The organism is Streptomyces africanus (assembly GCF_030816955.1).
GTDB classification, from domain to species: Bacteria; Actinomycetota; Actinomycetes; order Streptomycetales; family Streptomycetaceae; genus Streptomyces; species Streptomyces africanus.
On sequence record NZ_JAUSYP010000001.1, the window covers coordinates 4,203,704 to 4,224,927 of the forward strand.

Genomic DNA, 21,224 nt, shown 5'->3' on the forward strand with positions numbered 1-21,224 from the left:
AGAAGGGCGGTGGCTCTCGGCCACCGCCCTTCTCCCGGTCAGGGACGGTCAGTTGCCCGTCTTCTGCGTGAGGTCGTAGAAGGTGGCCGAACCGGCCGTGACCTTCTTGAAGTTGGCCTCGACCCAGGAGGTGATCTGGGAGGACGTCCCGTCGCCGCTGGCGCGCATACCGCCGCCCGCGCCGGACGCGATGAAGTAGTGGATCTTTCCTTCCGCCACGTACTCCTTGAACTGGGCCAGGGTCGGGGACGGGTCCGTGCCGTTGAAGCCGCCGATGGCCATCACCGGCTCGCCGGTGGACAGCTGGTAACTCGCGGCGTTCTGCGCGCCGATGGCCGCCGCGGCCCAGGTGTACCGGTCGGCGTCGGTCGTCAGCAGCTTCTTGGCCTCGGAGCCGACGCTGGCGCCGTTGAGCAGGCCGCCGATGCCGCCGCCCATGCCGCCCATCCGGCCGCCGTCGCCGGTCCGTCCTCCGGGGGTGGTGTTCTGGCCCTGCTGGTTCGGGCCACCGCCCGGGAAACCACCGCCGGGGAAACCTCCGCGGGGGAAGCCGTTGCCCTGGCCGCCCTGGGCGTTGCCGGTGCCGGTGCCGTCCTGCTGGTTCGGGCCACCGCCCGGGAAGCCGCCACCGCCGCCCGGGCCGCCCCGGCCGCCCGCGACCGCCGGACCCGCCGTGACGATCGAACCCGTGTGTCCCTCGTTCACCGTGGTGAGCGTGTACGCCGCCGGACCGGCCAGCGCCGCCACCAGGCCCAGCCCGGCCGCTCCCAGGGCCAGTCCACGTCCCAGCCGGCCGGCGAAGATCAGGCCGAGGGCCGCTGTCAGGCCGCCGACCAGGACGAGCCACTTCAGCCAGGGCAGGTAGTCGGAGGAGCGGTTGAGCAGGACGTAGCCCCAGGCCGCGGTGGCCGTCATCGCCGCCGCCAGGGTCAGCGACGCCCAGACCTTGTCCCGCTTCTCCCAGAGCAGCGCCGAGCCCATGCCGATCAGCGGCGCGATGTAGGGGGCGAGCGCCACCGTGTAGTACTCGTGGAAGATGCCCTGCATGTAGCTGAAGACCAGCATGGTCGTGAGCAGCGCGCCGCCCCAGACGAGGAACGCACCGCGCGTCACCGACGTACGCCGTGCCCTGCCGGTGGTGACGAGGCCCGCGACGAGCAGGATCAGCGCGGCCGGGATCAGCCAGGAGATCTGGCCTCCGATGCTGGAGCCGAACAGGCGGTCCCAGCCGGTCTCTCCCCAGCCGCCACCGCCGTTGCCCCCGCCACCGCCGCCTCCGACGCTGCCGGTCTCGTCGCCGCTGAGGCGGCCCAGGCCGTTGTAGCCGAAGGTCAGTTCCAGGAAGCTGTTGTTCTGCGAGCCGCCGATGTACGGGCGTGAGGACGCGGGCCACAGCTCGACGATCGCGACCCACCAGCCGCCGGATACGACCAACGCGACTGTGGCGAGGGCCAGTTGTCCGAGGCGCTTCTTCACCGGCACCGGTGCGCACACCCCGTAGACGAGGGCCAGCGGCGGCAGGATCAGGAAGGCCTGGAGGGTCTTGGCGAGGAACGCGAAGCCGACGGCCACGCCCGCCCACACCAGCCACCTGGTACGGCCGTCCTCCAGGGCCCGGATGACGAGGTAGCAGGCCAGCGCCATCAGCAGGGCCAGCATCGCGTCCGGGTTGTTGAAGCGGAACATCAGCGCCGCGACGGGGGTGAGCGCCAGCACCACGCCCGCGATCAGACCGGCCGCGGGGCTGAACCGGCGGCGTACGGCGGCGTACACGACGGCCACCGTGCCGACGGCCATGAGGACCTCGGGGACCAGGATCGCCCAGGAGCTGAGGCCGAACAGCCGCACGGACAGGGCCATCGGCCACAGCGCCGCCGGGGGCTTGTCGACGGTGATGGCATTGGCCGCGTCCAGCGAGCCGAAGAAGAACGCCTTCCAGGACTGGCTGCCGGCCTGGACGGCCGCCGAGTAGAAGGAGTTGGCGTAACCGGAGGCGCTCAGGTTGTAGAGGTAGAGCACCGCGGTCGCCAGGAGCAGGGCGAGGAAGGCCGGGCGGGCCCAGCGGGGATCCTCGGGCCGACCGCGCCACAGCCGTCGCGGCAGGGGCCGCTCGGGTTCACCGGCGTCGGGGGCCGGTGGCGCAGGGACAGGGGAGTGATGGGTCCCGGCGTCGGGACTCTGGCCTCTGCCGGTGATCTGCTGATCGTAGTGGACGGTCATCGGAAGTCCCTCGCATCGGTGTCGTGGGGGCGCACCGGCAGCAGCTGCACGGTCGCGTCCTGCCGGGTGGTGTCCTGCCAGGCGGCGGCCCGCCAGGGGGCGTCCTGCCAGGTGCTGTCCGCGGCTTCCCCGGCGCAGGACTCCGCGGTGGGGTACGAGGCGGCCACCGTCGTCTCGCTGTCGTGCCGGTCCGGGAACACCCACGCCCGGAAGAGCAGGAAGCGCAGCACGGTCGCCGCGAGGTTGGCGGCGATGAGGACCGCGAGTTCGGTGGAGTGCGCGGGCTCTGACGTGGCCGCGCCCAGGGCGGCGAGCGAGCCGCTGGTCAGGGCCAGCCCGATGCCGAAGACGACCAGGCCCTGTGCCTGGTGCCGTACCGCACCGCCGCGCCCGCGCACCCCGAAGGTGAGCCGCCGGTTCGCGGCGGTGTTGGCGATCGCCGAGACCAGCAGGGCGAGGGCGTTGGCGACCTGGGAGCCGGTGAAGACGCGGAAGCCGCTGTAGAGGAGCAGGTAGAAGAGGGTGGAGAGACCGCCGACCACGCAGAAGCCGACCAACTGGCGGGCGAGGCCTCGCGGTACGTCCTTGATCTCACGGTCGCGCGGGTCGTCGCCGAACGGCCGGGCGAGCCGGTCCAGCGGCAGCGAACCGGTGGCCAGGGCTCTGCCGACCCGCCACACGCCCTTGAGGTCGTCGGTCGCGGTCTTGACGATGTGGACGGTCGAGTCGGGGTCGTCGACCCAGTCGACCGGCACCTCGTGGATCCTGAGGCCCGCGCGCTCGGCGAGCACCAGCATCTCGGTGTCGAAGAACCAGCCGGTGTCCTCGATCAGGGGCAGTAGCACCTGCGCCACCTCACGGCGGATCGCCTTGAACCCGCACTGGGCGTCCGAGAAGCGGGCCTGGAGCGAGCCGCGCAGGATGAGGTTGTAGGCGCGGCTGATGAACTCCCGCTTGGGGCCGCGCACCACCCGCGAGCTGCGGGCCAGCCGGGAGCCGATCGCGAGGTCCGAGTGGCCGGAGATCAGCGGCGCCACCAGCGGGAGCAGGGCGTTGAGGTCGGTGGACAGGTCGACGTCCATGTAGGCGAGGACGGGGGCGTCCGAGGCCGACCAGACGGCCCGCAGGGCCCGGCCACGGCCCTTCTGCTCCAGTCGGACGGTGGTGACCTCGGGGATCTCCGTCGCCAGCCGTGCCGCCACCTGCGGGGTGGTGTCCGTCGAGGCGTTGTCCGCGATCGTGATGCGGAACGCGTACGGGAACGTGCGGGCGAGGTGCTCGTGCAGTCTGCGGACGCACGGCTGGAGGTCCTTCTCCTCGTTGTAGACGGGGATCACTACGTCCAGGACAGGCGTACCGGCTGGTGCGGCCGGGAGGTGCTCCCGCGCCGGCAGGGTGCCGGGAGAAGAATCGGTTCGCATGGAACCGACTTTCGTCAGGCGCCCTGTCGTGCCCATGTGGTGACGCTGTGGCGTGCCTGTGAGTGCTGCTGCCGGCTCATGTCCGGCTGCGGCTGGGCCGGCAGCGCGGGCAGGTGCACCCTGAACACGGTCCGCCCGGGCACGCTGTCGACGGTCACGGCACCGCCGTGCGCACTCGCCACGGCCTGCACGATGGCGAGGCCGAGACCGGTCGAGCCGGTGGCGCGGGAGCGCGCGGAATCGCCGCGCGCGAACCGTTCGAAGACGTGCGGCAGCAACGCGGCGGGAATGCCCTGCCCGTTGTCCTCGACGTCCACGCACAGCCAGGGGCCGCGCCGCTGGACGCGGGCGGTGACGGTCGTGCCGGGCGGGGTGTGGGTGCGGGCGTTGCCGAGCAGGTTGACGAGGACCTGTTGCAGCCGGGCCGCGTCCGCCGACACGAGCGCGGGCTCGTCGGGCAGGTCGAGACGCCAGTTGTGGTCCTGGCCGGCCGCACGGGCGTCGCTGATCGTGTCGACGACGAGCGGTACGAGGTCGGTCTGCTCGAACTGCAACGGCCGCCCGGCGTCGAGCCGGGCGAGCAGCAGCAGGTCCTCGACGAGCAGGGACATGCGCCCGGCCTCGGACTCGATCCGCCCGAGGGCGTGCCGGGTGTCGGGCCCGACGTCCTCTCTGCCGCGCCGGGTCAGCTCGGCGTACCCGCGGATGGAGGCGAGGGGGGTCCGCAGCTCGTGACTGGCGTCGGCGACGAACTGCCTGACCCGCGTCTCGCTCTGCTGCCGTGCGTGCAGGGCGCCGTGGACGTGGTCGAGCATCCGGTTGAGCGCGGCACCGACCTGGCCGACCTCGGTGTGCGGATCGGTCTCGGAGTCGGGGACCCGCTCGCTGAGGTTCACCTCGCCGGTGTGCAGGGGGAGTTCGGAGACCCGGGTGGCGGTGGCGGCGACGCGGCGCAGGGGGCGGGTGGCGACGCCGATGAGGACGGAACCGGCGATGGCGGCGGCGACCAGGCCGGCCCCGGTGACGCTCACCTCGACGAGGATGAGGGTGTTGATGGTCGTGGTGACCGACTCGGTGGGCAGGGCGACGTAGTAGTTGCCTCCGTCGGTCCCGAGGACGTACTGCACGCGGTACTCGCCGAGGCCGGGGATGTCGACGGTGTGCATTCCACTGGTCGGCACCCCGGTGAGGGCGGCCTTCTGCTCGTCGCTGAGGCTGACGGCCGAGTTCCGCTGGAACGGGCCGATCTCGTTGGAGGAGGCCTCCTTGGCGAGGACCGCCCGGGTGACCGTGCCGTCGGCACCGGCCTCGGCGGCGATGGTCCCCGGCTGGGCCGGTCCCCGGACGAAGCCGGTGATCCTGTCGATCGAGTCGGAGTCGTTCTCGCCCCCGGGTTTCATGGGTCCCGACAGACGCTTGCCGGCGTCGTCGACCTGCCCGTTCAACTGCTCGTACAGATGCGACCTGAGGGCGAGGGTCGTCACCGTCCCGATCACCGCGCACACCACGGCGATCAGCACCACGGACGCGACGACGAGCCGCGTCCGCAGCGTGCGCGGCTTGCCCACCCTCTGCTGCGTACCCGGCCGTCGCCGCCCGCTCATGAGGCGGCGGGCTTGATCAGGTAACCGGCACCACGCCGGGTGTGGATCATCGGCTCCCGCCCCGCGTCGATCTTCCGCCGCAGATACGAGATGTACAGCTCGACGACGTTGGCCTGCCCGCCGAAGTCGTACGACCACACGCGGTCGAGGATCTGCGCCTTGCTGAGCACGCGCCGCGGATTGCGCATCAGGAACCGCAGCAGCTCGAACTCGGTCGCGGTCAGGTGGATGTTCTCACCGGCCCGGGTCACCTCGTGACTGTCCTCGTCGAGGGTGAGGTCACCGACGACCAGCGTGGAGTCGGAGCGCCGGTCGGCGGCACCGGACCGCCGTATCAACCCGCGCAGCCGCGCGACGACCTCTTCGAGGCTGAACGGCTTGGTGACGTAGTCGTCCCCGCCGGCCGTCAGCCCGGCGATCCGGTCCTCGACGGCGTCCTTGGCGGTGAGGAAGAGAACCGGCACGTCGGGCAGCTCACGACGCAGCCGCCCGAGCACGGCCAGCCCGTCCATGTCGGGCAGCATCATGTCGAGCACGACGGCGTCGGGCCGGAAGTCACGCGCGGCCTGGAGGGCGCCCGTGCCGTCACCGGCACTCCGGATCTGCCATCCCTCGTAGCGCAGGGCCATGGACAGCAGCTCGGTGATCGACATCTCGTCGTCCACCACAAGCACTCGGACGGGGCTCCCGTCCGGCCTCAGCAGTTCGGTGCGCCCCTGGGGCGAGGTCGTGGTCATGATGAACACGATGTCGGCGTGCTCTGAGAGCACCCTTTCGGCAGCCTGTGATTTCCCTGAGAAACACACAGGGACTTCTCAGGGAACGGCTGAGAACGCCAGTGAGCGGGGTCATCAGCGGCGGGGTCATCAGCGGGTGACCGGGCCGATGTGACGGGCGGGTCAGAACAACCCGTCCTGCACCCCCGCCTCCTCCTTGAACTCCCGCACCGGCACGGTCACTTCCACACCCCCGGCAGGCACCAGCCCCCACCCACGCATCAGCCGCGTATCCAGTACGACGACCCCGCCCCCGGTAGCCAGATGCAGATCGGGCCCGGCAGCAGCCACCAGCTCCCCGCTCACCACCCCACCGGCGACGAGCTCACCCACCTCCCCGACGGCGACGGGCAGCCCGGCGAGCCCGAACACCTCCGCGTGATCGACAACGCGCAGGGGCTCCCGCACGAGCGACTCCGGCCACGCGGGAAGCGCCACGGCCCGCGCATGCAACTCGGCGACCTCGACGGCCCGGTCAGCCGCCGCCTCCGGCAGCACGGCCCGCACGACCCGCTTGTCGGCGTAGGGAATCCGGTCGGGCACCCGCAGCGCGGCCCGCAACAGCTCCTCCGTACGCCGCGCGGCCATGAGCGGCCCGACACCGAGCCAGCTGAAGCACACAGCGCCCTGCTCCAGCAGCCGCGCGGAGCCCCGCTCTGCCGCCGTGATCCCGACCTTGACCATGCCGGGCCCGAACCACGCCAGATACACGTGGTACGGCCGCGGATCGTCCGCGATCGTGTCGGCGGCCACGGAGTGCGCCCGGTCCAGCCGCGCACACTCCTCGCACCGCGCCGCCGACCTGCGCGCCGACACGGCCGCCCCCGTCGGACAGGCATGCCCCCGAGCTCCCACGCATGTCCGCACGCCCCCTTCCGCGACCCCGAAGGCCACGCGTTTCCCCCAGGTCAGCGCACTGCGCCGGCCACCGTCCCACACCAGCACGGGGCCGCCGGCGGACCACCGCAGCCCCGAGCACCTCCATGCCTGTGCCATCTCTGCCGAGCGTAGAGGCCACCACTGACAACGGCGTCGGGCGAGCAACAGCGTCCGATTCAGCGCCCGGAGTCGGCTCCCACGGCGGCGGGTTCGCTCTCCCCGCCCACACGCACATCACCGCGTACGACAAGGCGCCCGGCCACCTGCGCAGTCCGCCCCCGCCCGGCCAACCGGCACCCGAGGCACTCGGCATGCCCGGCCCGCGCCCCCGAGTCCCGCACCCGCCAGCCCCACTCCTCCCGGGGCCGGATTCCCGGCCCCTTCCCCCAGCCGGCCAGATGCAGCGCCCAGGTGACCAACAGCCCGACCACCCCGATGGCGAGCCCCCCTGCGATCAGCACACCGGAGCCGAAACACACTCCCGCCCCCGCCGCGACGGCCCCGACACTCCCGATCCCGGTTCCGACCCATCCCGCGACGGTATGCCCGTGGTCATACTGATGTGCGCTCATATCCTGCCCCCTTACACACCAAGGCCCGGGAACCCGCGCCCCCGAACCCCTCACCAGCTAAGCCTTTTAGAGCCCAAACATCTCACGAACTAAGGGATCTGGGAATGCAAGCCAAGCCGCGTCCGGCCGCCACGCCGGAGCAGGCACTGTCGGCGATGGACCACCTCATCGCGACCCACCTGGTCGGACAGCACGAGATCGCCCAACAGGTAGGCCTGAGTGTGACCGACCTCACCTGCTTCGCCTACGTCATCGAGGCCGGTGAGAACCTGCCCACGGCCGGCGACCTGGCAGCCCGCGTCCACGTCACGACGGGCGCGGTCACCGGCATCCTCAACCGCCTGGAACGCGCCGGCTACATCACCCGCCGCCCCGACCCGACCGACCGCCGCCGCATCCGCGTAGCCGCCCAGCCCGACGCGGTCGCCCGCGTCCGAGAGGTCTACGAGCCGTACTACGCCCGTCTTAAGGAACTCTTCGCTGACTACTCCCCTGACGAGATCGCAGTCCTGAACGACTGGTTCACCCGCGCGAGCGGCATGGCGGCGAACTACTTGGAGGAACACTGCCGGACCGGCTGAACCAAGGCCCTCGACCTGGGCAACTCACCTGCCTCGCCATGTCCCCCTGGCTACAGTGAGTTGATCGGGATATGGGGCGTGGAGGACGGGGGGACGGGGGACGGTCATGGAGTCGACTCCTGCCGCGGTGACAGCCGCCGAAGCCGTGCTGACCGAGTTCCAGCAGAATCTGGTCGTCGCCGTCGTGGGCACGGTCATCGGCGTGCTGGGAACCGTCGCGATCGAACGCATGAGGCTCCGCCGCGAGCCGACCAAGCGGCTCTCCTGGGACGCCGAAGTGCACAACGCCATGGTGTCCGCGAACGAGACGATCCGACGGCAGCTCCAGCTGATCTACAACGGACACCCCATCCAGGGCCTGAGCTCCGTCGCATTCCGCATCGAGAACACCGGGAACCGGGTCGTCAAAAACGAGCACCTGCGTTTCAGCTTCCCGGCCGGCGCCCAGATCATCGAAGCGGTACCGACGTCGGCGCCCGAACGCGAGATGGGGGTGGTCAGGCGCTCCGATCTCGAACAAGACAGGAACGAAGCCGTCTTCACCATCGGCCAGTTGGAGCGGGGCCAATCTGTCGCCCTACGGCTCTCCGTCTCCGCCCGAGACATCACCGGCTGGAAGGTCGTGGCTCACAACGACGAAGGAGACGTCGAGTTCCACGAACGCTCGGCCGCCCGCAGGAGGGAGGACCGGGAACACGTCCCGGCCTTCTTCACACTGGCGTTCCTGCTGTTCACCGTCCCACCCCTCTGCGCCCTGCTCGGCGATGCCGGGGAACTGGCCGCGTTGGTGCTCGGCGCCGCCTTCCTGGCCGGTATCGCCCCGCACATCGCCCCTACGGGCCGCGCCCTGCGGGACTTCCTGACGAAGCCCGAGTTGCCGCCCCAGAACGTGGTCAACATCGAAAGCGCGTCCTCGTCCTCGATCGCGATCGGCACCTCCAGCTCGGCCTCCTCCCACCACGCCTCACCCCCCGATCGGCCGACCCAGCCGTCCTGACGGTCCGAACCGAACGACAGCAGCCACCGATGGACAGAAGGGGACGAGGCCACAGCCATGGAATGGAAGAGCCACGGCGAGCGACGGGTCTACACCGACAAGTGGGTGAACCTGTCTCTGGCTGATGTCGAGCAGCCCGACGGCAGCAGGTGTGAGTACACGATCGTCCGCCTGCGGCACCTGGCCGTGGCCGCCGTTATCAACGACCGCCAAGAGGTCCTGATGATGTGGCGGCACCGCTTCGTCACGGACACGTGGGCCTGGGAACTTCCCATGGGCCTGGTCGAAGACGGTGAGACGCCCGAGGAGGCAGCCGCCCGCGAAGCCCTGGAGGAAACAGGCTGGCGTCCCGGCCCCGTCAAGCCCCTCATCTACGCCGAGCCGGCCAACGGCATCACCGACTCACAACACCACGTCTTCCGTGCCGATGGCGCGACCTACGTGGGACCGCCTACGGAGAAGAACGAGTCCGACCGCATCGAGTGGATCCCGCTCTCAGAGGTCCGCGGCATGATCGACCGCCGCGAGATCGTGAGCAGCGGCTCGCTGGTCGGCCTGCTGTACCTGCTCATGGACGAAGCGACCCGCTGACTGGAGGACTCTTCGGGCATCCGCCGTATACGGCGTCGATGCGCAGAACCTCATCAGTTCAGCACGACGAGGTCTTCACGAACGACAGGCACCGGCCCCTGAAAGCACCGTGGGACAAGTCGATCGGCCCGAAGCCCCGCCCATGTGCCGCGCTGCCTACACGTCCTCTGCGGCGCCGGCCTTTTGAGACTGCTCGGCCACGAACGAGCCGAGACCGGGCTCCGTGTACGTCAGCCCTTCCTCACGCAATGCGCGGAGCACCTTGTGCGCTGTCGCGTTGGCGACCCCGAACTCCGAGGTGAGCTGCACGACGGAGGGAACGCGGGTACGCGGAGGGTAGGTGCCGTCCGCGATCCGGCGCCGAACCACATCAGCCACCTGCCGCCAGCGAGGAATGTCAGGCACGAACTCGATCATCCCACTAGCATGCGCATGCTTGGACATCCGTGCGATACACGGTATGCCTATAACCCCTAGCATGCCTAGCACGCTTAGACTACGGTTGCACATGTGAAAACCCCGGCGACGGATTGAGCCGCCCCGGGGCGCGGCCACCAGCTGATCGGAGCTGATGACATGAGCGACCTTATCCACCGACTCGCCACCTGGGCAGCCGTCTTCTTCAGGGGACTTGGCCCGAAACCACGCCTTCGACCGCCGACCGCCGTGCCCGTAGGCCTCCCCCAGCACCTCGCTCCACCACTCCCGCCGCACCGCAGCCCGTACATCTCCGACGACATTCCTCTGGACGTCACAGCGATGAGGTCCGTACGCCCGTACCTGATCGCTCATGAGCAACGTCAGCGTCGGCGCGAACTGGCCATGGCCACGCTGGGCCAGGACATGCCGGGCCCGTACTGGATTCACGGGTTGGAAGTGGCCTGATGCCGGACGAGCCCCGCCTGCTTCCCTGGTCCGGGCCCGAGGGCAAGCACTGCTACCTGATCACCGACCACCACGGCGGACCGATCTCCCGACTCGCCGACGCCACGGAGTCGACCCAGCTCCACATGGGCTACCAACTCGTCGACCACGCCCTGGCGCTGCTCCCCGACACCCAGCCCGGCGATCTCCGCTACCTCGCCGAGCGCCTGACCGAGGCACTACAGGATGTCCTCCGCATCGCCGAGAGCCGCGGCCGGCGCCTGAAACATCCGAGCAAGCCCTAGCCTCGGCGGCGCAGCACTGCGTACGCACGAAAACGCCAGTGGCCCCGGATCCCTCCGGGGCCTTTGTTCTGTGCACACTCGGCAAGCTCGAACCTGCGACCTCTGATCTGTAGCTTTACGCGCCAGGAGCCCGGTACTGGACCTGCTCGGCTGCGCGCAGGGCCTCGATCGTCTCGTCGACGGTCAGGAGGACTGTCGTCTCGAACGAACTCAGCGCGCCGCCTCCGCTGATCGCCAGCGCGACCGCGGCCATGGACACGTTGTCCGGGGCCTCCCACAGGTTGTAGCCGTCGTGCGCGCCGAAGGCGTACCAGAAGCCGTGGAGCTTTCCGCCGACGGACTCGATGTACGACCGAGCGGCTTGGGCCCGGTCCTCTGGGCGGCCGATCAGCCTTGCCCACGTCTCGGGGGTGTAGCTGAACCTCGACAGGTAGAGCGGCATCGTGTCTCCCTTGCGTTCCCTCAAGGGATGCCCCCGCCGGACGGGAAAAGCGCCGGCGGCGACCCGCGCGTCCCCCGAACGGCCGGGTGGACGATGAGCGCCCATCGAGTCGGGGCGCATCTCCGGCTGTCAGTGCTGCCTGGCACTGTGCCGCCATGACGACAACGACAGAACTCACCCTCTTCGCCGACTACTTCCAGATACACGTATCCGATGCCGACTCGGACGGTGATCTCAGCGACGCGTGGACGGATCAGGCCGTTGCCGATCAGCTCGCGGTTGCACCGGATGCGCTGGGTATCGGCACGTCGGTCAATGTCAACGTATCCGTCACTGTCTGCGTCCTGCATGGGGAACCGATTGACGACAGTTCGGAATTCGATCACGTGGTTGAGGCCGGCCTCGAGGTGTCGTTGGGCCGCCTGATGGTTCTGGGCTGCACGGACTACGCCCCCGATGCGGCAACGTTCGAGGTCCCGTCAGGCCGGAACCGCGTCCGCGTGTCTCGGAGCAACTTGGCTCGGGCAACCGAGGCCGACATCGACTCCGACGAGAGCCCCGAAACGACTGAGAAGATCCGTATCCAGGTGTGGCCGGCCCCGGAATCTCCAGCAATGATCATCAAGCGCTGGTCTCAGTCCGGCGACGGGCTCGACGCATAGGGCGGCGGAGTCTTCGATGACCGGCACGGCAAACCGAGGGACACGCAGCGAACCCGGGTGCCCCTCGTCGTGCCTAGCCTTGGCTGCTGTACGGCGAAAACGCCAGGAGCCCCGGATCTCTCCGGGGCTCCTGATCTGTGTGCACTCGGCAGGATTCGAACCTGCAACCTTCTGATCCGTAGTCAGATGCTCTATCCGTTAAGCTACGAGTGCTTGTTTTGTTTTTTCGCCGCTCCCGGGCCTTTCGGCTCGCTCGCGGCGACAGGAAGAACATTACATGACTGCCGCCGCCATGTGAAATCCGTTTGCCGCACCCCTTGTGACCTGCGTAAATGGCCTCAGATGGGGCTTCGTGATCAGGTGATGGAGAGGAGCCTTCGTGGGCGGTCCGGTCGTGCTTGAGGTGGCGCAGTGGCAGGGGTCGGGCGCCCCTACGGCCCGTCGGTTGCCCGGTGGGGCTGCCTGGCTGGCCGGGCAGATACCCGCGGGTCGGCGGCGCACGGTGACGCTCGACGACAGCGTCGGAACGGCGCGGGGCGGTGTGCAGAACGCCGATGTGCTGGAGCGCCATCTGGTGGCGGTGCGCGCGGCCTTGGCCGAGGTTCCGCCCGGCGAGCGGACCGTGACCGTCGGCGGTGACTGCGCGGTCGACCTCGCGCCGGTCGAGGCCGCGCTCTCCGCGTTCGGGGACCGGCTGACCGTGGTGTGGTTCGACGCGCACGGGGATCTCAACACCCCCGAGTCGTCGCCTTCCGGAGCCTTCCACGGCATGGTGCTGCGCGCGCTCATCGGCGACGGGCCGGAGGGCCTGCGGCCTGCGCGGAGCCTGTCGGCCGACCGCGTCGTACTGGCGGGCGCGCGGTCACTGGACCCGGGTGAACAGGCCCTTGTCGAGAGCCGCGGCATACGGCACCTCGGCGTCGGGCAGCTGGCAGAACCAGAGCCTCTGCTGGCTGCCGTGCGCGCGACCAGCGCCGAGGCGGTGTACCTGCACATCGACCTCGACGTCCTGGACCCGACGGTGTTCCCGGCCGTCGGTACACCCGAGCCGGGCGGGCTAGGCGTGGAGGAGCTGGTCGGGGCGGTGCGGGCACTGACTGAGGAGTTCCCTCTCGCCGGCCTCGCGCTCACCGAGTACGAGCGGACGGAAGCTGCCGGCCAGGAGGAGGCGGTGCTGCGGCGGATCGTCGACGGGCTGTTCGGGGCCGGCCGGTGAAAACGGCTTAGAACGCGACTCAGGGAGTCCAGCCACGCGGGGCCGAACTCCCTGGTCAGAGTGCGGAGGCGGAGGGATTTGAACCCTCGATGGGCTTTAAGACCCAAACCGCATTAGCAGTGCGGCGCCATAGACCGGACTAGGCGACGCCTCCAGTGCACATCCGCCCGCGCGAGCGCGAGTCGGTGCGTGCCGATGATGACACAGTCGAGCGTGCTGTCACCAATCGACCCCCACGGTACTAGGCGGGAAGGTCGCAGGGCAAAGGCGTTGTGGAGGTGTCGGGCGGCCGGGTGTGCGATGGCGTTGTGCGGCGCGTCCGCCCGGCGCGCAACGTAGCGGGCCGCGCCGCGTTAGTCAGGTCATGTCGCATGCCATTCGCCGGGCTGAGCCCGGAAACGTGTCCCGGAGCTCCCTCACCTCCCCGACCACCACTCGACCCCGTCTGCGGCGGCTCGTCGTCGGTGCCGCCGCCTCCGTCGCCGCCTTCGGGTCGATGGCCGGGGTGTCCCCGGCCGCCGCGTATGCCCAGGCGGGCCCGTCTCCGGTCCAGCTCGGTGGGGGTCAGGGCCCGGGCCGGGACCATCTCACCGTCGCCGTGCGGAACGCGGGCAGTGGGTTCGACGGGACGTACGAGTTGCACTGCGGGCCCGACGGCGGCAGTCATCCCGATCCGCGCGGGGCGTGTGCCGCTCTGGAGCGGGACACGCGGTGGGGGAGGGACGTCTTCACACCCGCCCCGCAAGGCGGCTTCTGCACCATGCAGTACGGCGGGCCGGCCACCGCGCGGGTCACCGGCACCTGGGCCGGGCGGCCCGTCGACGCCACGTACGACCGGCGTGACGGCTGCGGGATCGCCCGCTGGGACCGGCTCGTGCCACTGCTGCCGGACATGAGGTCCGGGAAGCGTTTCTGAGGGAAGCGTTTCTGAGGGAACCGTGGAGGTTTCGCCCCGTCTCGCCGCTCGCGCCCCTTTCCGGCCACCTCACGGCCCCATTCGGCCACCCGGGCAAAAAGGTACAGAAACACTGCCCTCGTAAAGGTCCCGCGAAGGTCCCGCGACGTCGTCGCAGGAGGGCGGGCGTTTGGCGGTTACTCGGTCGTCAGTTCGGGGTCACTTCCTCGTGCGACCTCGCTCTCATACGGCGTCGCGGGCGCAACCGCAGCCCTTAGACTCCCTCGCGTGACACGCCGCGGGACGGTTGGCAAGATGGCCCGAGCGGTCGGCAAGGTGCGGTAACAGGGAGGAAGCGTCTCGTGAGCAGCAGGCCATCCCGAGGCGCTGCTCGCCTCGCAGCCATACTGGACGCTCTGCCGGACGCGTTGGTGCTGGTCAACGCCAACGGGACGGTCGTCAACGCGAACACCATCGCCCTGGAGGCCTTCGAGACACCGGGGACCGCTCTGGTGGGGCGCGGGCTGCTCGATCTGCTGCCGCAGTTCGACTCCAAGCTCATCCCGGGGTCGATGCGGCGCCCCGAGCACCTCGATCCGCATGCCCGGACCAAGCCGACCCGGATGATCGCGCGCAGGACGGACGGGACCGAGTTCCCCGTCGAGGTCACCAGTGCGAATCTGGAGAACGGGCAGCAGGCCTACGACGGTTACGGCTACACCGGCGACGAGCTGCTCATGCTCGTCGTGCGCGACCTGTCCGGGACCGTGGACACCGAGGCCGAGCTGGCGCGGTCGCAGCGGCAGACCGAGATGATTCTGCGGGCCGCGGCCGAGGGCGTCGTCGGGACCGACACCGACGGACGGATCGTGCTCGTCAATCCGGCCGCCGCTCAGATACTGGGTTTCCGGGCCAGCGATCTCGGCGGGCGCGCACTGCACGATCTCGTACTGCACTCGCGCGCCGACGGATCGCCCTTCCCGTACGACGAGTCGCCGCTCGCCGACACCCTGCGCTCCGGGCGCAAGCACCGGGTGCGCGGGCAGGTGCTGTACGCCAAGGACGGCGGCAAGGTGCCGGTCGATCTGACGACCGCGCCCGTGCGCGACGGCGAGCAGCTCGTCGGTGCCGTGATGACCTTCACCGACCGGCGGCCGTACGACGCCGTCGTCGAGGAGAAGGAGGCGGCGCAGAAGCGCCACGAGGAAGAGCTGGAGCGGATCGCCGAGGAGCACGCCTCCGAGCTGACCGCGCTGCGCCAGCAGCACGTCACCGAGCTGGAGGAGCTGCGCGAGCGGCACGCCGAGGAACTCGGCGCGAACGAGGAGCGGTACGCCGCCCTCGGGGAGCGGGAGAAGGACCGGTACGAGGCGCTCGCCGCGCGGCACGAGCAGTTGCTGACCCTGCTCGGGCGGTCGCTGCGCGGGCCTCTGGAGGAGCTGCGGCGCGAGTTGGCCGCGCTGGCGGCGGACGACGCCGGGCAGCTGTGGCCCGAGGCCAACCAGGTGCTGCACCACCTGTCCGCCGGCTATTCGCGCATCACGACGCTCATCGACAACGTCCTCGGCTACCAGCGGCTCGACACGGGCAGCGAGGGCATCTCCCGTACGAAGGTGATGCTGGACGCCGTCGTCGCCGCCGGTGTCGACGGGGCCGTCGAGCTCATCGGGCCCGGGCGGGTGCAGTTCGCCGTGCACGCGCCGCCCATCGAGGCCGAGGTCGATCCCCGGCTGCTCGCCACCGCCCTCGCGCATCTGGTCGCGGACGTGGCGGGGGTCGACGCGACCGGCAACACGCCCGTGTCGGCGGGCGGTTACCTGGACAACACCGTCGTGGTGGCGGCGGCGCAGCGCGGTGAGGTCGTGCGCATCGAGGTGCGCGGGCCGTACGCGGGCGGCGACACCGTGCACGAGCCCATCGTCCGCGGGATCGTCCGGGCCCACGGCGGCGTGCTCCAGACGCATGAGGTGCCGGGGATGAGCGGTAACGCGTACGTCCTCGAAGTGCCGATCGGGGGCGGGGCCGGAGCCGTCGCCGGGGCTGTTGCCGCGGATGAGGCCGCCCAGGCGGTCGACGCACCTGCCGACGGTGGGCAGACCTCCGAGGGGCAGACGTCCGGTGGGGGGCGGCGCCGGGCGCGGCGGGCCACCACCGATGCCTTCCTGGACGGTGACGTTCCCGCTGAGGGTGAGGGGACCGACGGACCCGACGGTGGGTCCGGTGCCGAGGGGGCTGCGCCCACCGGGCGGCGGCGGAGGCGGGCCGCCGGGGAACCGGCTGCCCTTCCCGCGCAGGCTTCCGGTGAGGGTGCGGCCGTGTCGGGCGGCACCGGGCGCCGGCGGCGTGCGGCCGAGGGCTCCGGTGCGGCCGCGGCCCTGCCGGTCGGGGGTGCCGTCCAGGGTGTCGCAGAGGGGGCCGTCGTCACGGCCGCCGAGCATGCGGCGGGGACCGCCGCCTCGGGCACGGGGCTGGGCGGGACCGTTCCGCCGCAGGGCGTGCCCGCGCCCTCCGGGCGGCGGGCCCGGCGTGAGCCCGGCGAGCAGCACGCGCTGCCGCCTGCGCTGCCGGCGCCGTCCGGTGACGCCGCCGCCGGATCCACCGACGCGGCCCAGGGCCAGAGTCAGGGGCAGGGGCAGGCTTCGCAGCCGAGCGGGCGGCGGCGGCGGGCGCTGGCTGCCGCGGCCGAGCGGGCGGCTGCGCAGGAGGCGGCCGCGGGGCCGCGTCCGGTGTTCGCCCTGCCGCCGGCCGAGGCGGACCAGGCCCCGGCCGTCCCGGCCGACCAGGGGCAGCAGGTCGCGGCGGGTGCGGCCGGTCAGGGGCAGGTGCCGGACCAGGCGCACGGGGGCGTGGCGCTTCCCGGTCCGGCTGCCGCCGGTGCCGGGGTGGCCGAGGAGGGGCGGCACGACGCCGTCCCGCACGACCAGTCCGCCGATCACACCCCGCCCCAGCCGCATCCCACGAGTGCGCCGACCGGGCGTCGGCGGCGGGCCGTGGCGGCTCAGCCGGCCGACGGAGCCGGAGCGCAGGCGCCGGGTGCGGTGGCCGGTTCGCCGGTGCAGGGCGCTGGACAGCAGGCTCCTGTGTCGGCGGGTTCCGTGCCCGCGGGGGCCGTGCAGGGGGTTCCCGCGCAGCAGGACGTCACCGGTCAGGTTCCGGCGGGCCAGGCCGGTCCGGGGCAGGTCGCTCCCGGTACGGCTGTGCCGCCGCAGGGCGTGGCGGTTCCGGCGCAGGGGAACGCCGCTCAACCGCAGGCCAACGCCGCGCGTCCGCAGGGGAACGCCGTTCATCCCCAGGGGAACGTCCCGCAGGGGAACGTCCCCCAACCGCAGGGCACCGCAGTCCCGCCCCAGGGCGTCGCCGTACCCCCGCAGGGCGTGTCCGTCCCCGCCCCGGGCGGTCTCGGGCACAGCGTGCAGGCCGCGGCCCTCCCGGGGCAGGCGCTTCAGCCCGTGTCCCCGAACCAGCCCCTCGGCGTACAGCCTCTGCCGCAGCAGGGCGTCGCCGCGCCGGAGCAGCAGCCCTCCGCCGGTCAGCCGCTCCCCGCCGAGGCCGTTCCCGGACAGGGCAGCCCGGCTCAGGGAACCTCTGCCCCGGGCACCCCGGTCCAGGGCACAACCGCCCCCGGAGCCCCGGCCCAAGGCCCCCCGGCCCCCCAGCCCTGGCCCGCCGCCGACGACAGCTCGGGGGCCGGTGTCGCCGTGCCTCCGAACGGCGCCGCACGGGCAGCACAGTCCGTAGCCCCCAACGGCACCACTCACCCCGTACCCCCGAACGGCACCCCCGCGGCCCAGGCTCCAGCCCAGGCCCCGACCCCGCAGCCCCACACCCCGCCCCCCGGCACCCCGTTGCCCCCGGAGGGCGCGGCGCAGGCGCAGCGGGCGGCTCAGCCGTTGCCCGCGGAGGCGGCCGCGCCCGTCGACCCGAATTCCACGCAGGGGCGGGCGATCAGCGTGCGGACGCTGGGCCAGGGCGTGCCGTTCAACCGGCAGGCGGCCCAGGTGCAGCAGATGCAGCAGCCGCCGGGCATGCCCGGCGCGCGTCCGTCGGCCGGTTCCGTACCTCAGGGGCCGGGCGCGCCCGCGCCCCAGTCGTCGGCGACGCCGCCCCCGCACCAGTCGGGCGGATCGGGCCGGCGCCGCAAGCTCGGCACGCCGCCCGACCCGGCCACGCGAACGGAAGGGGCCGGGCGGACCGACCAGGCCTCCCGCCAGGAACCGGCGCCCCGCCCGGAGCACGCCGCGCGCCCGCATCCGGCGGCCGAGCCGACTCCCGCGCGGGGAATCGCACAAAGCACCGCACAAGGCACCGCGCAGGGCACCGCCCCGGCCCCCGTCCCCGCTCCCGTCCCGGCGCAGCCGTCCCTCGCCGGTCAGTCACGGCTCGTTCAGATGACCGAGGGCGGAGGACGCTCGTACGCCATAGGCGCGCCGGACGAGAACGCCGCCGAGGGGCCGGAGCCGCTGGACGGGCCCGGCGGTGCCGTCGAGGTGGCCGATCCGCCGCTGCCGCAGCCGATGGACGACGAGCTGCCGCCGGAGCCGCTGGACAACCCGCGGCGGTTGCTGGTGTGGCCCGCGCCGGACGTCAGCACCTCGCAGGCGCTGAGCGACCGCGGCTACCGGCCCGTGATCGTGAACTCGCGCGAGGAGGTCGACGCGCAGATCGCGGCCTTCCCCGCGGCGCTGTTCGTCGACCCGCTGACCGGGCCGATCACGCGTACGGCGTTGCAGTCGCTGCGTCAGGCCGCGGTCGCCGCCGAGGTGCCCGTGCTGGTCACGGCCGGACTCGGGCAGGCCTCACGGGACGCGGCGTACGGTGCCGATCCCGCCGTTCTGCTGAAGGCGCTGGCGCCGCGCGACAGTGAACAACACCCGCCGCGCGTGCTGCTGATCGAGGAGCACGCGGAGATCGCGCTCGCGCTGACGGCGACGCTGGAGCGGCGCGGGATGCAGGTCGCGCGGGCGGCGAGCGACGCCGACGCGGTGACGCTGGCGGGGCAGTTCCGGCCGAACCTGGTCGTGATGGACCTGATGCAGGTGCACCGGCGGCAGGCCGGGATCGTGGACTGGCTGCGCGCGAACGGGCAGCTCAACCGCACCCCGCTCGTCGTCTACACGGCCGCCGTCGACCAGGCCGACCTGCCGCGGCTGGCCTCCGGCGAAACGGTGCTGTTCCTCGCGGAGCGGTCCACCAGCGGCGAGGTGCAGACCCGGATCGTCGAGCTGCTCTCCCGGATCGGCACGAACTAGGCGCACAGCCCCCTAGCGCGCCGTGAGGCGGCGCGCCGCCTCCTTGACCGAGGAGCGCAGGCGGTCCTGGTCGGGCTCCTCGCCCCCGACCAGGATGCGCCGCATCTGGGGTACGACCAGGGTCCAGTTGGCCAGGGCCGTCAGCAGGAACAGCAGGTCGGCCGCCGGGATGGCGTCGGTGACGACTCCGCGGTCCTGGCCGTCCCGGAGGGCGGCGACCTTGCGGGCGTAGTGCGCCTGGCGGTCGGACTCGTGGGGCAGTTCGTCGCTGCCGTACTCCAGGCCCTCCCAGAAGAGCAGGCGCAGCAGTTCCGGGTGGGCGGCGTGGTAGTCCATGAGGCGGTCGACCCAGCCGCCGATGTCGTCCGGGTCGACGGGGACGGCCTCGGCGAGGTGGAGCATCTTCTTCTCGAGGACGATCGCGAAGAGCTCCGCCTTGTTGCCGAAGTAGGCGTAGATCAGCTGCTTGTTGGCCTTCGCCTCGGCGGCGATGCGGTCGATGCGGGCTCCGGCGATGCCGTGCCGGGCGAACTCGGCGACCGCCGCCTCGAAGATCCGGGCCTTGGTGGCCTCGGGGTCCCTTGCTGCCATGGGGGAGAGGGTAGCGCGCCGAGTAACCAACGGGTTGGTTGACAGGGAATCGCGGGGCGGCCCACACTGTTGCCTCATTGTCCAACCAACCAGTTAGTTGTTAGAGCCGACTCCAAGGAGTCCTCCTTCCATGCCGTCAGCGACCACGACCACGTCACCCCGGGCCGGCACGGCCCCCGTGCGGCAGGCACCCACGCCCTCCCCCGGTCTCTTCCTCACCCTGATCGCGGTGTGCAGCGCGGTCACCGCCGCCAACATCTACCTCGCCGCTCCGCTGCTCTCGCTCATGGCGCGCGACTTCGGCTCGGCGCCGTCGGCCGTCGCCTGGATCGCCTCGGTCGCGCAGCTCGGCTACGCGGTCGGCCTGCTGTTCTTCGCCCCGCTGGGCGACAGCGCGAACCGGCGCCGGCTGGTCGGCGGGCTCACGCTCGTCACCACTGCCGCGCTGGCCGCCAGTGCCGCCGCGCCGGGGGTCACCGCCCTCGCGGTCGCCATGTTCGTCGCCTCGGCCGCGACCGTGATCCCGCAGCTGCTCGTCCCGCTGGTCGCCGAACGCGCCCCGGCCGAGCGGCGTGGCCGCCATGTCGCGACCGTCATCGCGGGCCTGTTCGCCGGCATCGTCGCCGCCCGGGTGCTGGGCGGACTGGCCGGGCAGGCCTTCGGGTGGCGGTGGGTGTTCGCGGGCGCGGCCGTGCTCACCCTCGTCCTGGGGCTCGCGACCGCCCTCGTCCTGCCGTCGCAGCGGCGGCGGGAGGGCCCGCTGTTCGCCGGGCTCGCCGCGCTGCCCTCGGTGCTGCGCCAGTCGCCCGACCTGTGGCGTGCCTGCGTGCGGCAGGCCGGGATGTTCGGGGCGTGGAGCGCGCTGTGGACCTCGCTCGCCCTGCTGCTGACCGGGCCGGAGTACGGGCTGTCCACGGCGACGGCCGGGCTCTTCGGGCTGTTCGGGCTGACGGCGAGTGCGGTGGCGCCGCTGGCCGGCGGGCTCGTGGACCGGTTCGGCGCGGGGCGGGTCGTGCGGTCCGCGTATCTGCTCGCCGCCGTGTCCGTGCCGCTGTTCTGGCTGGGCGGGCACACGCTGGGCGCGCTGTTCGCCGCCGCGGTGCTGATCCACGCGGCGCTGGTGGCGTCCCACGTCGCCAACCAGACCCTCGCCCTGACCGCCACCTCCACCCCGGCCACCGCCAACACCGCCTATGTCGTCGCCGGTTTCGCGGGCGGCGCCGGCGCCTCGGCCCTCGCCGGGTTCGCCTTCAGCCACTCCGGCTGGGGCGGGGTGTGCGCGGTGGCGGGCGTGTGGCTGGTGCTGGGGTGGGGGCTGACGGCCGTACGGCGGTGACGGCGGTCCTTTACCCGGGCTGA

General features: G+C 71.7%; 18 protein-coding genes and 2 tRNA genes. 9 read left to right on the plus strand and 11 right to left on the minus strand.

Annotation, left to right across the window (positions count from 1 at the left end):
- Window positions 1-48: 48 nt before the first annotated feature.
- From QF034_RS19545 to QF034_RS19570, 6 genes are all read right to left on the minus strand, one after another.
- Window positions 49-2,220 carry an ArnT family glycosyltransferase gene (locus QF034_RS19545; protein ID WP_307176178.1) on the minus strand — a complete coding sequence of 724 codons (2,172 nt, stop codon included), beginning with the start codon at window positions 2,218-2,220 and terminating at the stop codon, window positions 49-51.
- Window positions 2,217-3,641, minus strand: coding sequence for a bifunctional glycosyltransferase family 2/GtrA family protein (locus QF034_RS19550; protein ID WP_307176179.1), 1,425 nt, complete (start codon window positions 3,639-3,641; stop codon window positions 2,217-2,219). The genes QF034_RS19545 and QF034_RS19550 overlap by 4 nt, the downstream gene beginning before the upstream one ends.
- A gap of 14 nt (window positions 3,642-3,655) precedes the next feature.
- On the minus strand, window positions 3,656-5,245 hold the full coding sequence (locus tag QF034_RS19555) for a sensor histidine kinase (protein WP_307176180.1): 1,590 nt from the start codon (window positions 5,243-5,245) through the stop codon (window positions 3,656-3,658).
- On the minus strand, window positions 5,242-5,982 hold the full coding sequence (locus QF034_RS19560) for a response regulator transcription factor (protein WP_307176181.1): 741 nt from the start codon (window positions 5,980-5,982) through the stop codon (window positions 5,242-5,244). Before QF034_RS19560 ends, QF034_RS19555 begins: the two co-directional genes overlap by 4 nt.
- A gap of 162 nt (window positions 5,983-6,144) precedes the next feature.
- Entirely contained in the window at window positions 6,145-7,017 is an 873-nt protein-coding gene (locus QF034_RS19565; protein WP_307176182.1) for a DUF2797 domain-containing protein, read from the minus strand.
- Window positions 7,018-7,076: 59 nt separating this feature from the next.
- Entirely contained in the window at window positions 7,077-7,472 is a 396-nt protein-coding gene (locus tag QF034_RS19570) for an HGxxPAAW family protein (protein ID WP_307176183.1), read from the minus strand.
- 104 nt (window positions 7,473-7,576) lie between these two features.
- Between QF034_RS19570 and QF034_RS19575 the strand changes: the two genes are divergently transcribed.
- The 3 genes from QF034_RS19575 to QF034_RS19585 all read left to right on the plus strand — a co-directional run bounded on the left by QF034_RS19575 (window position 7,577) and on the right by QF034_RS19585 (window position 9,641).
- Window positions 7,577-8,053, plus strand: coding sequence for a MarR family winged helix-turn-helix transcriptional regulator (locus QF034_RS19575; protein ID WP_307176184.1), 477 nt, complete (start codon window positions 7,577-7,579; stop codon window positions 8,051-8,053).
- A 106-nt stretch (window positions 8,054-8,159) separates the two neighbouring features.
- On the plus strand, window positions 8,160-9,050 hold the full coding sequence (locus QF034_RS19580; RefSeq protein ID WP_307176185.1) for a hypothetical protein: 891 nt from the start codon (window positions 8,160-8,162) through the stop codon (window positions 9,048-9,050).
- Between the two features lie 57 nt (window positions 9,051-9,107).
- Window positions 9,108-9,641, plus strand: a complete 534-nt coding sequence (locus QF034_RS19585) for an NUDIX domain-containing protein (protein ID WP_307176186.1) — start codon at window positions 9,108-9,110, stop codon at window positions 9,639-9,641.
- Window positions 9,642-9,797: 156 nt separating this feature from the next.
- On the opposite strand, the gene QF034_RS19595 is transcribed toward QF034_RS19585, so the two are convergent.
- Window positions 9,798-10,058, minus strand: a complete 261-nt coding sequence (locus tag QF034_RS19595; protein WP_307176187.1) for a GntR family transcriptional regulator — start codon at window positions 10,056-10,058, stop codon at window positions 9,798-9,800.
- 467 nt (window positions 10,059-10,525) lie between these two features.
- Between QF034_RS19595 and QF034_RS19600 the strand changes: the two genes are divergently transcribed.
- Window positions 10,526-10,810, plus strand: a complete 285-nt coding sequence (locus QF034_RS19600; protein ID WP_307176188.1) for a hypothetical protein — start codon at window positions 10,526-10,528, stop codon at window positions 10,808-10,810.
- A gap of 115 nt (window positions 10,811-10,925) precedes the next feature.
- On the opposite strand, the gene QF034_RS19605 is transcribed toward QF034_RS19600, so the two are convergent.
- Entirely contained in the window at window positions 10,926-11,252 is a 327-nt protein-coding gene (locus QF034_RS19605; RefSeq protein WP_307176189.1) for a GYD domain-containing protein, read from the minus strand.
- Between the two features lie 155 nt (window positions 11,253-11,407).
- Between QF034_RS19605 and QF034_RS19610 the strand changes: the two genes are divergently transcribed.
- Window positions 11,408-11,914: a hypothetical protein gene (locus tag QF034_RS19610; protein WP_307176190.1), complete on the plus strand. Its 507-nt coding sequence runs from the start codon at window positions 11,408-11,410 to the stop codon at window positions 11,912-11,914.
- 140 nt (window positions 11,915-12,054) lie between these two features.
- Here QF034_RS19610 and QF034_RS19615 read toward each other — a convergent pair.
- Window positions 12,055-12,127 (minus strand) — tRNA-Arg (locus QF034_RS19615).
- A gap of 166 nt (window positions 12,128-12,293) precedes the next feature.
- On the opposite strand from QF034_RS19615, the gene QF034_RS19620 reads away from it, so the two are divergent.
- Window positions 12,294-13,130: an arginase family protein gene (locus tag QF034_RS19620; RefSeq protein WP_307176191.1), complete on the plus strand. Its 837-nt coding sequence runs from the start codon at window positions 12,294-12,296 to the stop codon at window positions 13,128-13,130.
- Between the two features lie 63 nt (window positions 13,131-13,193).
- On the opposite strand, the gene QF034_RS19625 is transcribed toward QF034_RS19620, so the two are convergent.
- Window positions 13,194-13,284, minus strand: a tRNA-Ser gene (locus QF034_RS19625).
- A gap of 342 nt (window positions 13,285-13,626) precedes the next feature.
- Here QF034_RS19625 and QF034_RS19630 point away from each other — a divergent pair.
- Window positions 13,627-14,046: an SSI family serine proteinase inhibitor gene (locus QF034_RS19630; RefSeq protein ID WP_307179925.1), complete on the plus strand. Its 420-nt coding sequence runs from the start codon at window positions 13,627-13,629 to the stop codon at window positions 14,044-14,046.
- A gap of 341 nt (window positions 14,047-14,387) precedes the next feature.
- Entirely contained in the window at window positions 14,388-19,274 is a 4,887-nt protein-coding gene (locus QF034_RS19635) for a PAS domain-containing protein (protein ID WP_307176192.1), read from the plus strand.
- A gap of 12 nt (window positions 19,275-19,286) precedes the next feature.
- On the opposite strand, the gene QF034_RS19640 is transcribed toward QF034_RS19635, so the two are convergent.
- Window positions 19,287-19,865 carry a TetR/AcrR family transcriptional regulator gene (locus QF034_RS19640; protein WP_307176193.1) on the minus strand — a complete coding sequence of 193 codons (579 nt, stop codon included), beginning with the start codon at window positions 19,863-19,865 and terminating at the stop codon, window positions 19,287-19,289.
- A 130-nt stretch (window positions 19,866-19,995) separates the two neighbouring features.
- On the opposite strand from QF034_RS19640, the gene QF034_RS19645 reads away from it, so the two are divergent.
- Complete coding sequence (locus QF034_RS19645) at window positions 19,996-21,201, plus strand: MFS transporter (RefSeq protein WP_307176194.1); 1,206 nt, start codon at window positions 19,996-19,998, stop codon at window positions 21,199-21,201.
- Window positions 21,202-21,224 lie beyond the last annotated feature (23 nt).

Coding starts and splice junctions, on each gene's coding strand:
- QF034_RS19560 (WP_307176181.1), bottom strand. CDS start 5,982: ATGACCACGACCTCGCCCCAGGGGCGCACCGAACTGCTGAGGCCGGAC.
- QF034_RS19630 (WP_307179925.1), top strand. CDS start 13,627: ATGGCCGGGGTGTCCCCGGCCGCCGCGTATGCCCAGGCGGGCCCGTCT.
- QF034_RS19640 (WP_307176193.1), bottom strand. CDS start 19,865: ATGGCAGCAAGGGACCCCGAGGCCACCAAGGCCCGGATCTTCGAGGCG.
- QF034_RS19545 (WP_307176178.1), bottom strand. CDS start 2,220: ATGACCGTCCACTACGATCAGCAGATCACCGGCAGAGGCCAGAGTCCC.
- QF034_RS19575 (WP_307176184.1), top strand. CDS start 7,577: ATGCAAGCCAAGCCGCGTCCGGCCGCCACGCCGGAGCAGGCACTGTCG.
- QF034_RS19605 (WP_307176189.1), bottom strand. CDS start 11,252: ATGCCGCTCTACCTGTCGAGGTTCAGCTACACCCCCGAGACGTGGGCA.
- QF034_RS19550 (WP_307176179.1), bottom strand. CDS start 3,641: ATGCGAACCGATTCTTCTCCCGGCACCCTGCCGGCGCGGGAGCACCTC.
- QF034_RS19610 (WP_307176190.1), top strand. CDS start 11,408: ATGACGACAACGACAGAACTCACCCTCTTCGCCGACTACTTCCAGATA.
- QF034_RS19645 (WP_307176194.1), top strand. CDS start 19,996: ATGCCGTCAGCGACCACGACCACGTCACCCCGGGCCGGCACGGCCCCC.
- QF034_RS19600 (WP_307176188.1), top strand. CDS start 10,526: ATGCCGGACGAGCCCCGCCTGCTTCCCTGGTCCGGGCCCGAGGGCAAG.
- QF034_RS19580 (WP_307176185.1), top strand. CDS start 8,160: ATGGAGTCGACTCCTGCCGCGGTGACAGCCGCCGAAGCCGTGCTGACC.
- QF034_RS19585 (WP_307176186.1), top strand. CDS start 9,108: ATGGAATGGAAGAGCCACGGCGAGCGACGGGTCTACACCGACAAGTGG.
- QF034_RS19595 (WP_307176187.1), bottom strand. CDS start 10,058: ATGATCGAGTTCGTGCCTGACATTCCTCGCTGGCGGCAGGTGGCTGAT.
- QF034_RS19565 (WP_307176182.1), bottom strand. CDS start 7,017: ATGGCACAGGCATGGAGGTGCTCGGGGCTGCGGTGGTCCGCCGGCGGC.
- QF034_RS19555 (WP_307176180.1), bottom strand. CDS start 5,245: ATGAGCGGGCGGCGACGGCCGGGTACGCAGCAGAGGGTGGGCAAGCCG.
- QF034_RS19570 (WP_307176183.1), bottom strand. CDS start 7,472: ATGAGCGCACATCAGTATGACCACGGGCATACCGTCGCGGGATGGGTC.